This window comes from Roseateles sp. (genome assembly GCF_047654805.1).
In the GTDB taxonomy this organism is placed as follows: Bacteria; Pseudomonadota; Gammaproteobacteria; order Burkholderiales; family Burkholderiaceae_C; genus Pelomonas.
Genome location: NZ_JASGIV010000001.1, coordinates 1,726,016 through 1,738,064, shown reverse-complemented (window position 1 = coordinate 1,738,064; position 12,049 = coordinate 1,726,016). Strand labels below are relative to the sequence as shown.

Sequence of the window (12,049 nt, the reverse complement as noted above, 5' to 3'; positions counted from 1 at the left end):
ATGTCTTCGCGCGAACGACTGCAATGCTGCCGGCGCCGAGATTCAGGCCGCCGGTGCCGACTGACTGAGATCGCTGCAGACGAGCCGGCCAACCGGCAACGGCTCGGCGCTTCAAGGCGGGACTGCCTCGCTCGACGCCGATGTCCCGAGCGACCGCGGTGCTCGGCACTGGCATTCGATGGTTCAGGCAAAGCACGACCGCTCGCCGCCGAAAGGGAACATTGCTCCCTCGATACTTGGCACTTACCTCCTCCCGTCTCGATACCGTGTTTGTACTTCGCTGCACACAGAAGCTGCTCGACAGGCTCAACGTCGCGCCTGCCCCGGAGACAGCTCCACCGGACACGGTCCTCGGCGACTGGTATGCCAATCTGATCCGCGTTGGCCGAATCCAGGTCGTGCTCGCTGTCAGCGAGCGAAGCTTGCTGCCCGTCGTCGTGCAGGCACGGGATGGGCGCGCTCTCGTCCAGCGGCTCAGCGAAGCCATGGAGCCTATGCTCACCGCCATCGGCGTCCCGGCGGACGATGTGATCGCTGAGCGCGCTGCAATGCAACGTTGGACAGTTGGAAAGACGGCGAACCGCCGGGTCCTGGGATCACTCAACGACTTGGCATTCCAGCTTCAAGTCGGGCTGCTCGAATTCCCGGATCGGACGCTACTGGCGCATTCACTCTGGCTGGCCAAGACACCCCTGAAGGTCATCGACTACCGAGCACCCGACCAAGCCACGCTTGCAGCGTTTACTACGCGCCGGGTGCTTCAGGCAGCCAGTCTCTCGTCCTAGGTACGACGTTGCGTCGCTGCGCCGTTGCCCTGTCAGGACGCTCCCGAATGAAATCCTCTCAGAGGGGTCGACTTCCCGGGAAGGCCTGCGGCCCTCTTAAGGAAGACCGCTGCAAAGGGCAAAGGGCAACGCATCCCATGCAGCGCCCCGCCTACACCTTGGCGAGATCCCTGCGCCCGCGCGGCTGGCGCTGCTTCTCCGTGCGCCTTCGCAGCCACCACAACCACAGCCCGGCGACGCCGAGAAGCACCAGGGCCAGCCCCAGCAGCGCATTCACCACCTCGAGCGCAAGGCCACCGAGCTCCCCTGTATGCAGCGGATAGATGACGCTGTTGGCGCGGGCACCCGCGTCCAGTTCATTCCAGCGGTCCACCCGCAGCAGCGCGCCGGTCAGCGGATGCATCCAGACTGAGGTCAGTCCGTTCGGATGCGGGTCGTCAGCCAGGATCAGGCGCACACGCACCGGCTTGGCCCCAACTGCCGGCACGGCGATGTAGCCTGCCGGCGCCCCATCGAACCGGGCCCTGGCGGTCGCAACCAGCATGTCGAGCGGGACAGGTGGTCGAGCGCCGCCATCCGCACTCACCTTGGGCGGGGCCAGCGGCACCTGTCCGGCGATGGACGTCACCGCCTGCGGAATCGGCTTCCAGGCCATGTAGGCGCCGCTGAACACCGGCACGGCGATGAGCAGGCCGAGCACCGCACCGCCGGTGCGATGCAGGTCGAACAGCCCACGCAAAAGCCCGCGGTCCAGCACCAGCGCAAAGGCCTGCCTCCAGCGCTTGGGCCACCAAAGCACCAGGCCGCCAAGCAGCAGTACCGCGTAGGCCAGGGCCAGCACGGCCAGCAGCGGCTTGCCCGTCTCGTTCATCAGCAACGAGCTGTGCAGCTCGAAAACGAAGTTGAACGCCCCCTCGCGCTCGCCTCTGCGGCCCAGTTCCCGGCCATCGCGGGGGTCGAAGTGGACAAAGCCCTCCCACGGAGTGCCCCTTACCGTCGCGCGCAGGCTCTCGCCGGGCTCGCGCGGCGGGCGCAGCACGAAGGACGCGCCAGGCCCGAACTCGGCGCGTAGTGTCTGCCGCGTGCGCTCCAGCAGGTCGGGTGCGGCCGCGCCCGCAGGCACGCTGAACAGCTCGGCATTGAGCCAGCGATCCAGCGGCTTGAGCACGACAAGGCTGCTGCCCAGCAGCGCCACGACGAGCAGCGGCAGGGCCAGCGCCAGCGCCAGCCAGCGGTGCAGCTTCAGCCAGAAGCGGCGCATCAGAAGCTGCGTCGCCAGCTGACGGTCAAGGTGCGCCCCCGTCCGGCGAAGTAGTCGTCGTTGGTGCCAGCCGGATTGGCCTGTGAGTAGTAGCCGACGTACTGCCGGTCGAACAGATTCTCGACCCCGACGCCGAAGTCGCCCCAGGCCGTGCCGTAGGTGGCCGCCAGGTCGGCCAGCGTGTAGCCCTCGAAGTTCTCCTCGAGCTTCGAGGTGCCGACCACGCGGCCGGTGTTGATGTGGCGCGAAGCCAGGCGCGTGGCCTGCAGGCGCACATTGCCCTTGGGCGCGAACTGCCAGGCGGCGGCCAGCACCAGCTTGTCCGGCCCCTGCGAGCGAGCACCCAGGCTCACATCCAGCGGCGCGTCGGGCTGCGCCGCCGTCTTGCCGCGGGTGCGGGCATAGCTCGCGCTGAGCGTCCAATCCGCCAGCGGCTTGACTTCGCCGCTGAACTCGAAGCCCTTCACGTGCACCGGCACGCGCAGCACGCTGCCAACGCCGGTGGCCGCGTCGACGCGGATCTGGGAGCCCAGGTCGGAGCGGGAGTCGTAGATCGACGCAGAGAAGCTGCCCAGGCGCCCGCGCCAGGCCAGACCCACCTCACGGTTGTCCGTGACGACGGGCTCCAGCGAGATCAGCTTGTCCACCGACTGGTTGGCCGTGTTGACCGCGCGCAGCACCAGGCCTGCATCCGGCACGCCGAAGCCCTCGTTGTAGGCCACGAAGGTGGACCAGCCACCGCCCAGGCGCCAGACCGCCCCCAGGCTCTTGACCCACTGGTTGAAGCTGCGCTCGCCGCCCTGCACTGCGGTGTCCTTGTAGTAGGCCAGCGTCCGGTAGCTGTCGACCCTGAGGTTGGCGCTCTCCCGGCGCGCACCGCCACGGATGGTCAGCGCCCCCACCTCGTACTCGAGCTGGGCGAAAGGCGCCGTGCTCGTGAACTTCAGCGGCGGCACCCACGTGCGGTCGGTGAGCGCCAGGCGCTGCTGGGACGTGTCCTTCAGCCAGTCCAGGCCGGTGGTCAGCTCAAGCCCCTCGACGAGCAGGTCGGGACGGGTCCAGCTCAGCTTGACGCCGGCCTTGTCGGCAACGACCTCGGATTGGTCGAAGAGCTGGCCCAGCGGCGCAATGCGCACGTCCTGGAAGGTGGTCGCGGCCGTCGCGCCGTACAGGGCGGCGAAGTCCTGCTTGTAGACCTGGGCGCGCGCCTGACCGCCCGCCAGGTCGTTGTGGCTCCAGTCCAGCGACACGGTGCGCACGTCGTTGCGCGGCGGCTTGCCAGCTGGCGTGCCGGGGGTGGCGCCGGTGAGTTGGCCGGTTGCGCGGTTGCCGGGAACCGGCTTCCAGTCGCCCTCCCCCTCCAGGCGGAACTTGTTGAACGACAGCTGAAGGCGCTGGGCGCCGAAGTCTTGTCCAAGCTTGAAGAAGACGTCGCCCGCCTTCGAGTCCTGGGTATCGCCCTGCACGGCCTCCAGGCCGAGCCGGCGGCCGTCGCCGTCCACGCCCACGCCGCGCAACGTCGCGCCGACATGCAGCAGCGCGTCGAAGCTGCTCTTGTGCTCCAGCGTGTAGCCAGCCTTCCACAGGGCGTCGTCGCTGCGGCCTTGCGTGCCGTACTTCAGCTCGACACGGTGTCGGGTGCCCGCTTCGCGCGGCGTCCGGGAGATGAAGTTGATGATGCCGCCGGTGGCGCCCAGCCCCTGGGCAGCGGACGCCCCGGAGATGACCTCGATGCGCTCGATCAGCGACGGGTCGGCGAAATACCCCTCGCGGGCGCCGTTGCGCAGCGGATTGCTCTGCGGCACGCCGTCGAACAGCAGCAGCGCCGTACGCCCGCGCATGGATTCGCCAAAGGCTGTCATCTTCTGCCGCGACGGCGCGAAAGACGGAGCGAGCACCGACAGAACCGCACTCAGGTCTTCCGCGACCAGGGTCTGGGTCTCGATCTCCTGCGCAGTGATGACTGCGACAGCGCCGGGAATCTTGTCGATGGCCTTGGTGCCGCGGGTGGCGGTGACGACCACACGCTCCAGTTGCGGGTCGGACACCTGCTGGGCCTGGGCGGGGAATGCAGACAGCAGGACCAGGGCGAGCGGGCTGAGGCGGAAGGTGGCGGCCGGGAAAGCGAAGGACATCGAGAACGGATACGGCTGGCGAGCGAATGCTCCATGTAGAGCAATGTTAACCGCAAATGAGAATCAGTCGTATTGGAGGCGTAAAAAGACCTCCCCTCCCCGTCCTCCAGCAGCGCTTCGGAGCCGGATACCCGGCAAACCCCCATATACTTAGCCGCCATATCATATGCCGACACACAAATGGAGCTGGAACAAAAGTACCTGGCGCTGATACGCGAAGCGCAGCGGCGCGAGATGCCTGACCTCGAAGGCATTCGCCTGTGCTTCCAGACGCTGTCGCTCGCCACGGGTATCGACCGAGAGTGCGCGGCACTCCTGGCGCCGCATGGCCTTTCTGAAGGGCGCTTCGTCCTGCTGTTCCTGCTCAATGCCGAGCCGGCCGGACTGGCGCCCTATGCCCTCGCCGAACGGGCGGGCGTCACCCGCGCCACCGTCACGGGACTGCTTGACGGACTGGAGCGCGAAGAGCTCATCGAGCGGCATGCGGATGCCAAGGACCGCCGTGCACTGTGCATCCAGCTCACGCACAAGGGGCGGCATGTCGCCGAGGCCGTGCTCACGCAGCATGGCCGCTGGATCGCGAGCCTCTACGGCAACCTGTCCACACCGGAGAGGACGCAGTTGGCCGCACTGCTGGACAAGGTGGCCGGCAATCTCCGGGGCGCGGCACCATGAGCACAGCCCGCGAAGGTGCAGCCCGCAAAGGCGCAGCCCGAACCACAGACATCCCGGCCGACGTGCTTCAGGCCTTGTCGCGTGGGGAAATCCAGAGCGCAAACCTGGCCGAATGCCTGGCGCTCGACCAAGCCGAGCTGGTGCGAACGGTGTTCCCCGACCTTTGCACCCGGGCACTGAAAGAAGTCGCCACCGCCTGTGGACTCGGCGTCCTCAAGCGCATGGCCCGCATCGCCGCGGTGCTGCTGGACGAGATGGGCGAGGCAGCCGTCGAGCAATGTCAATCGCACGGCGCAGACACGGCGCGCGGCTGGGCGTGCTTCATGATCGGAGCCCGGCCCGGGCTCCATCTGCAGGCACGGCTGGCCGCCATCCGGCCACTGGCTGACGACGCGCACTTTGGCGTTCGCGAATGGGCGTGGTTGGCCATGCGCCCGCATCTGGCGCAGGATCTCGAGACATCCATTGCCCTGCTGGCTCAATGGACGACAGAGCCATCCGAGCGCCTGCGCCGCTATGCGAGCGAAGCCCTGCGTCCTCGAGGCGTCTGGTGCGCCCATATCGCAGCACTCAAGCGCGAGCCTGAGCAGGCGCTACCCATCCTGTCGCCGTTGCGTGCCGATCCCTCCATCTACGTGCAGGACTCCGTGGCCAACTGGCTGAACGACGCTGCGAAGGACCGGCCCGACTGGGTCCGCGACCTTTGTGCCCAATGGCTGCGGGCCTCTCCCGCCGCGAGCACCCATCGGATATCCCAGCGCGCCCAGCGCAATCTCAGGTAGAGGCGAACCAGTCTCCCGCTCGTGGCCAACATCAGCTTGGAGCCTGGACCGCGCTCGACAAGCGCCGTGGAATCGACACCCCGTCCATGTCGTGACCAGGCCCATCAAATCGAAGAAGGCGCATCTATGTTTCCACTTCATCCTCACGACTTGATGGGCACCTACGCGCATGGCGCAAGCAGCACCAGGCCGCTGGCGGCGAGTTCACAGCGCCGGGTTCAAGGCTCAGGCCGTGCAAGCAAACACCGCGCGCGGACGTTGCCGCCCGGGTGAGATTCAGGCGCGGCCAGTTGGCCGCGTACCTTTAAGCACCAGCACCGCCCGATACGCCGGCGTCGCCCCCTCACCGCCGGGCCTGATCGAAGAAGTTCAGCCAGGCCTTGGCCGATCGACCTCGGCGCGACGGCCTGCCTGAGCCTGAGTATGGAATGCATGCCAGAACGCCACTCGATGGCACCGCCCAATTCGCACCTATCTCATAGTCCGCCTCGACAGCTTCTTGACCTCGTCGATGATCAGTCGCACCGGCGTTCCAAGCAGTTGCCGATCCTCCTCCCGCTTTCGGGACGCAATCATCTGCTCGCACAGGGTTGCTCTTGCGCGGTTGAAGTGGCGAGCGACAGCCGCGGCCGGACAAAGGCCTGCCAGCACCGCCAGCCCAGCCACCAAAGCCCGTGCGCGCACGCCAATGGGGCCTGGCGTCGTGGCGAGCCTGGCTTCCGTCGGCATCTCAAGTCGTGTTGCCACCCACCGCTCCAGGAGCGCAAGGGCGCCATCAATGTTCTGGGGGGTGGCGGCGGCGACCAGAGCAGCGGCCGGACCATCCACCTCACGAACCATACCAAAGCTAGGCCCCGCGGATCCAACGGCAACAGCCAAGCCGTGATTCAGCTCCCACTCACGCAACTCGGCGGTCGAGGGCCGTCGCCGAATCGACCTGCGCATTTCGCTTCGGGCCTCAAGGACAGCCCCTTCGAACACGTCCAGCAGCGCACGAGATTCAAAGCCGCGCGCGCGACGTAGCCCCAACGTGATTCGCAGGGACGAGTTCACATAGTGCATAGGCGAGGCGCACAGACCTGAAGCCACCGGTCGCCAGGCCAACATGCGGACCTCGTACTTCAGCTCCGCGTCAGTCCTGACCTCGTGAGCGCGATAGCGCTCCGCGAACGCCGGCCCCCTCACCCCGTCAAGTTCACGCATCCAACGCGCCACGACGGGGGCGACCTCTCGCACGACCTCTCGTGGGCTGTCTCCAACCGGGATGCGCGAGAGCAGGTGAATCTCTTTGGGAGCCAACTGGTAGAACAACAGGATCCGGCCGGGCCGACGATGTGCGTCGGTCAATCGCTCGGTGATCATCTCCAAGAGCTGCGGGTTTGACACGAAGTCGCGCCCCATCGCTGCCTGCCAAAAGAGATGCCAGGTGGTGCGGATCTGCCGGTCTGAAACGGAGTTATCCATAACTTCATGACGACTCAGGCACAAAAAACCTCAGCGCGAATTTTCAGCATCGCACCAATTGTTCGGCGGTGCGCGATGAAAGCAGCACCGCAGCCTTCAAACAGTTTGAATCGGCGCCGGACCTGATGAGCCCACTCCGTACCCGTTTCATGAAGCGGAAAGCGCATCTCGAACTTCACCGTCGGCCGCTCTCAGCTAACCACACTACCGAACGCGCCCGCCGATGAACGGTCGCCGGGCACTCACCCATCGACGCGCAACGACGCCCGGAGAAAGGGTCCGAGATCCGGCCGAACGTCGCACCTCATCGGCAAGCTCGGTTGCTTGAACGATCTGGCGGCCTCATTCTTTTTCTGCCGGATGGCCACATGCCAGCGGCAGTCTCTCAACGCAACTTCAAGGAGAACGTCATGAACGAAGCACCGCAACTCGAGATCGTCGATCTGGGCGACGCGAAGGTGGAAACCAAGGGCGAACCCGATCTGCCGCGGGTTGAAGACAACCAAGTCGGGATCTACAAGGAATTCTGATCCCCCGGCACCACGACGGGCGTGCGGCAACAGCTGCACGCCTAGCAGGACCACCATGTCAACGACAACACCGCTGCAGCCGAGGTATCGCCTTGCCGATCATGTGCGCGCGTGCCACGTCGACGGACAGGTGATCCTGCTCGACCTCCAACGCGGCAAGTACGTTGGCGTGGGCGGCACCTCGCTGCCCACGCTTTCCAGAACGATTGCCGACTGGCCAGCCAACGCAGCAGCAGCGAATGTCGAACTCGCTGACGGGGGCGTCACCCCCTGGATCAGCAAGCTGCAGCAGCAGGGTCTGTTGGTCGCCGCCACGTCGGTGCCAATGCGGCCGGCGGCGCTTGCAACAGCCCGAGAAAGCCTCTCCTATTCAGACCCAATCCCATTGCCGGGAGTGCCGTGGCGACGGTTCGCCAGACTCGCCTGGTCGACGGTCATCACGAGGTCCTGGCTCAAGCGCCACAGCCTGGCCGTGATCGCGGGCAAGATCGGGCAGCTGCGCCGGCTGCAGCCCGCCGAAGTCGCATCCAACCGGCCGACGGACCTCCGCTTGGCGGCCTCCTGGTACCTCAGGATGCGCCCCTTGGTGATTACCTCGCACGACAAGTGCCTGCACGACTCGCTGACGCTGGTGCGCTTCCTGGCCACAGAACGGCTCTACCCGCAATGGGTCGTCGGCGTGCGCACGCGCCCATTTGCTGCCCACTCCTGGGTGCAATCGGACTCCCTCGTGCTCAACGATGCCCATGAGTACGTGCGTGGTTTCACGCCCATCCTGATCGTTTGAACTCGATGTTCCGTTACATCGCATTCAACTGGGAAGACGCGCACGAGGGGCAGCGCGCAATGACGCACAGGCTCGCCGCTGCCTTGGATGCGGCCGGCTGGCATCCGGCATTCCTGTCAGTCGGCTTCAGCGTCTACGTTACGGGACGCAGGTACGGCGTCAATGACATCTATGTGCTGCCTGCGCACGCCGGTGTCGTCCTCGGAAGGCTCTTTCGCCGGAGTGATCCCTCCCCGACTCACGTGGGCGACATCGCACTCTCCGACCTGGAGGCAGACCATATCGTCCAGACGGACGGTCGGGCGCTGGTCGAACAGTTCTGGGGACGATGGATTGCATTCCTGCCGTCTCGCACAGGCCGAGGCCGGGTGCTTCGCGACCCCACCGGCACGCTGCCCTGCTATCGCATGGAGATCGACGGGGTCTCCTTCGTCTACTCCTGGCTGGAGGATCTGTTCAAGTACATGACACTGCCGCCACCGGGTGTGAACTGGGATGCGGTCGCCGCCGTACTGGTGTACGGCCGGTTGGGCGCGCGCGAGACCGGCCTCAAGGGTGTGACCCAGATCCTTCCGGGCGAGCTGACCACTCTGACATCTAGCAGGTCTGCGCCGCTGGCGCAGTGGCGCGCAGTCGATATTGCGCGCTCGCCGGAGGACCTCGGGCCATACGAGGCCGCCCGCATGCTGCGCGAAGCGACGACCCAATGCGCGCGCGCTTGGATGTCTTGCTACGGCGACCTCGTGCTTAGGCTTTCCGGTGGTGTCGACTCCGCCATCCTGCTTGGCAGCATGTTCACCTCGACGCCCACGGCCAACATCACCTGCCTCAACTACTTCTCGGCAGGCTCGGACAGCGACGAGCGCAGCTACGCGCGGCTGGCAGCCAGTCGAGCCAACTGCGTCCTCGTTGAACACCATCGGGATTCCACCTTCCGCCTGGACGAGGTGGTGAACCCAGCACGCACGCCCAATCCAGGCAGTCACATCGGCCGGTTGGGCTCGGACCGAATCGATGCGGAGGTCGTGCGCTCCGTAGGCGCGGACGTCCTCTTCACCGGTGCAGGCGGGGACCAGCTGTTCGAGGAGATCCGCCGCACATGGCCGGCCGCAGACTATCTACAGCTGCGCGGCATCGACCAAGGCTTCATAGGCGCTGTACTCGACGCCGCTCGGCTGGGGCATGTGTCGTTCTGGAGCTCACTTGCGCTGGCCTTCAAGCATCGGTTCACCAAGCGAAGCGCGCTGACGGGCGCGGGACGCTATCTGGCTCTGGTGCAACAGGATGCGGTCGACACAGCACTCCAGCAGTCTTCCCGATTCGTGCATCCAGGCATTCTGGAAGGAACAGACCTGCCTATCGGCAAGCTGATGCAACTTCGCGCGTTGGTCTGCCCCTTTGACTACTACAACCCGTACGCGCCAGAGAGCTCCCCCGAGCTCGTTCATCCGCTGATGTCGCAGCCTCTGTTCGAGGTGAGCTTGAAGCTGCCGACGTATGTCCTGACAAGAGGGGGGCGCCCCCGGGGGCTGGCGAGACGCACCTTCGCAGATCGTCTTCCACCCGAGATCGCCTATCGGCAATCGAAAGGCGGGACGGAAGAGCACATCACGGACGTCCTGCAACGCAGCATGCCCCTGGCTCGAAGCCTCCTTCTGGAGGGACAACTGGTGCGCCATGGTTTGCTCGACCTCGCTCGCGTCGAGGCGGCGCTATCGCGACGCCCGACGCAAAACGACGCCTACGTGTCCGAGGTGCACTCCTGCATCGCGATCGAGGCCTGGATCGGCAGCGTTTCTCGCGAGGGCCGCCGTCTCTTGCCCTGAACTGGCATCCGCAATGCCAAGCAACAGCCTCTGGAACGTCCTGCGCCTGACGGCCCAGCTCATGACACCGAAGCAGCGGCTGCAGATCACCGTCGCGACGCTGCTCGTGGTACTCAGCGGTGCGCTAGCCGCGCTTGCGCCGCTAGCGCTGAAGCGCCTGGTCGATGCGGTGGCTTCTGCTGCCCCGGGGCCTGTCGCTCCAGCAGGCGCTTTGCTGGCTCCGGCCGCGATCTACGTTGCAGCCCTGTGCGGCGGCCGCCTCATCGGCGACTTTCGACCGTTGCTCCTCACGGCCATCGAGCAACATCTGGTTGCAGCACTTCGGCACCGGTTCTTCGCCCATGTCCTGCGCCTGCCTCTGGCCGGATTGTTGAGTCGACGCACCGGCGAGCTGCTGCACACCCTGGACCTTGCATGCGCGGGCACGCAACTGACCCTGACACACTTGATCCAGAGCATCGCGCCCGTCGTCATCGAGCTCACCGTCATGGCAGCCGTTCTTCTCCAACTTGGACAACCAACGCTCTTGGCGCTTTTCGCCGCAACTGCTGCGGCGTACTTCGCGGCGTTCACCTTGGGAGCAAGGCGACTGAACCGAAGGGCAGGCGCCGTCGCCGCGGCCAGCCTCGATGTGAACGGGCAGCTGGCAGAAGGCATGGCCAACGTGGAGACCCTTCGTTGTTTTGGCGGGGAGACCGCGGCCCAGCGGGCATTGGCGGGCGTCTCATCGACGCTGATCAATCGCTGGCTGGACTACTACCGAACCACAACCAGCGTGGCGCTGGCTGCGACCATGGTCTTCGCCTTGTCGCTTGCTGCGTGCCTGTCGATCAGCGCTGAGGGCGTGGCGGCCGGCACGCTCACTATTGGCGGCTTTGTGCTCGGAACCGTCTATCTGATACAGATGGTGCGCCCCATCGAAGCACTGGGGGCAGCGATACGCGACCTCGCACGTGCATCGGGATTTGTGCAGCCAGCCTTGAACGTGCTCAGCGAACCGCAGGAAGCCGTGGAGACTGCGCAACGCAGCCGCGATACCGATCGCAGAAGGACCAACCTGCGCCGGCCCCCAGCTGCGATACGGTTCGAGGCGGTGACGTTCAGGTATGACGCCACGAGGACGGTCATCCAGGATCTGGATCTGGTGGTTCCAGCCGGGACGACAACCGCCGTTGTCGGGCCGAGTGGCTCCGGCAAGTCGACGTTGATTCGCCTGTTGTTGCAGCTGTATTCCCCGCAGAAAGGTCGGATCCTCCTGGACGAGAGACCGATCGACAAGATGCCGCTTCACGAACTTCGATCCCACATCGCCCTGGTGCCACAGGACACCCCTCTGCTTCATTCGTCGATAGCCAGCAACATCTCTCTGGGAATGCCCGAAGTGGATCCCCAGGACATCGTTGCCGCCGCAGGTGCTGCGAGGCTTGATGCAGTCATCGATTCACTGCCTGACGGATACCAGACGCTCGTCGGGGAACGCGGACTGAAGCTGTCTGGAGGCGAGCGCCAGCGCCTGGCCATCGCGCGCGCGGTGCTCCGCCGGCCTTCGGTGTTTCTGCTCGACGAACCGACCTCAATGTTGGACGGCGAGACGCAAGCGCAGGTACTGCTTGCCCTGCGCGAAGCAACGGAAGGCTGCACCACGCTGATCGTCGCGCATCGGCTGTCGACGGTGATCCACGCCGATGAAATTGTCGTGTTGGAGCATGGCCGCATTCGCGCGCGAGGCCGACATCACGATCTCCTGACGCGCGACGACCTGTATGCACAGCTGTGGCGATACCAGGCGGATGGCGCCGTTTGA

The 12,049-nt window shown here is 65.6% G+C and carries 10 protein-coding genes; 7 read left to right on the top strand and 3 right to left on the bottom strand.

What is annotated here, in order from left to right:
- Window positions 1-236 precede the first annotated feature (236 nt).
- A complete protein-coding gene (locus tag QM732_RS07800; RefSeq protein ID WP_415655604.1) occupies window positions 237-785 on the top strand; it encodes a DUF6933 domain-containing protein in 549 nt (182 codons plus the stop codon).
- A gap of 151 nt (window positions 786-936) precedes the next feature.
- On the opposite strand, the gene QM732_RS07795 is transcribed toward QM732_RS07800, so the two are convergent.
- Window positions 937-2,046, bottom strand: a complete 1,110-nt coding sequence (locus tag QM732_RS07795) for a PepSY-associated TM helix domain-containing protein (protein ID WP_415655603.1) — start codon at window positions 2,044-2,046, stop codon at window positions 937-939.
- Window positions 2,046-4,181, bottom strand: a complete 2,136-nt coding sequence (locus QM732_RS07790; protein WP_415655602.1) for a TonB-dependent receptor — start codon at window positions 4,179-4,181, stop codon at window positions 2,046-2,048. Before QM732_RS07790 ends, QM732_RS07795 begins: the two co-directional genes overlap by 1 nt.
- 180 nt (window positions 4,182-4,361) lie before the next feature.
- Between QM732_RS07790 and QM732_RS07785 the strand changes: the two genes are divergently transcribed.
- Entirely contained in the window at window positions 4,362-4,856 is a 495-nt protein-coding gene (locus tag QM732_RS07785) for a MarR family winged helix-turn-helix transcriptional regulator (RefSeq protein WP_415655601.1), read from the top strand.
- Window positions 4,853-5,638 carry a DNA alkylation repair protein gene (locus tag QM732_RS07780; protein WP_415655600.1) on the top strand — a complete coding sequence of 262 codons (786 nt, stop codon included), beginning with the start codon at window positions 4,853-4,855 and terminating at the stop codon, window positions 5,636-5,638. Before QM732_RS07785 ends, QM732_RS07780 begins: the two co-directional genes overlap by 4 nt.
- Window positions 5,639-6,109: 471 nt before the next feature.
- Here QM732_RS07780 and QM732_RS07775 read toward each other — a convergent pair whose 3' ends face one another.
- A complete protein-coding gene (locus QM732_RS07775; RefSeq protein ID WP_415655599.1) occupies window positions 6,110-7,102 on the bottom strand; it encodes a hypothetical protein in 993 nt (330 codons plus the stop codon).
- 410 nt (window positions 7,103-7,512) lie between these two features.
- Here QM732_RS07775 and QM732_RS07770 point away from each other — a divergent pair, with 410 nt between their 5' ends.
- The 4 genes from QM732_RS07770 (at window position 7,513) to QM732_RS07755 (ending at window position 12,049) form a co-directional block, all read left to right on the top strand.
- Window positions 7,513-7,632: a benenodin family lasso peptide gene (locus tag QM732_RS07770; protein WP_415655598.1), complete on the top strand. Its 120-nt coding sequence runs from the start codon at window positions 7,513-7,515 to the stop codon at window positions 7,630-7,632.
- 130 nt (window positions 7,633-7,762) lie between these two features.
- Window positions 7,763-8,419 carry a lasso peptide biosynthesis B2 protein gene (locus tag QM732_RS07765; RefSeq protein ID WP_415655597.1) on the top strand — a complete coding sequence of 219 codons (657 nt, stop codon included), beginning with the start codon at window positions 7,763-7,765 and terminating at the stop codon, window positions 8,417-8,419.
- Window positions 8,420-8,424: 5 nt separating this feature from the next.
- A complete protein-coding gene (locus QM732_RS07760) occupies window positions 8,425-10,245 on the top strand; it encodes an asparagine synthase-related protein (protein WP_415655596.1) in 1,821 nt (606 codons plus the stop codon).
- A gap of 13 nt (window positions 10,246-10,258) precedes the next feature.
- Window positions 10,259-12,049, top strand: coding sequence for an ABC transporter ATP-binding protein (locus QM732_RS07755; protein WP_415655595.1), 1,791 nt, complete (start codon window positions 10,259-10,261; stop codon window positions 12,047-12,049).

Bases quoted from the DNA above. Each gene is read 5' to 3' on its own strand.
- QM732_RS07775 (WP_415655599.1), bottom strand. From the start codon at position 7,102: ATGGATAACTCCGTTTCAGACCGGCAGATCCGCACCACCTGGCATCTC.
- QM732_RS07755 (WP_415655595.1), top strand. From the start codon at position 10,259: ATGCCAAGCAACAGCCTCTGGAACGTCCTGCGCCTGACGGCCCAGCTC.
- QM732_RS07770 (WP_415655598.1), top strand. From the start codon at position 7,513: ATGAACGAAGCACCGCAACTCGAGATCGTCGATCTGGGCGACGCGAAG.
- QM732_RS07790 (WP_415655602.1), bottom strand. From the start codon at position 4,181: ATGTCCTTCGCTTTCCCGGCCGCCACCTTCCGCCTCAGCCCGCTCGCC.
- QM732_RS07795 (WP_415655603.1), bottom strand. From the start codon at position 2,046: ATGCGCCGCTTCTGGCTGAAGCTGCACCGCTGGCTGGCGCTGGCGCTG.
- QM732_RS07760 (WP_415655596.1), top strand. From the start codon at position 8,425: ATGTTCCGTTACATCGCATTCAACTGGGAAGACGCGCACGAGGGGCAG.
- QM732_RS07780 (WP_415655600.1), top strand. From the start codon at position 4,853: ATGAGCACAGCCCGCGAAGGTGCAGCCCGCAAAGGCGCAGCCCGAACC.
- QM732_RS07785 (WP_415655601.1), top strand. From the start codon at position 4,362: ATGGAGCTGGAACAAAAGTACCTGGCGCTGATACGCGAAGCGCAGCGG.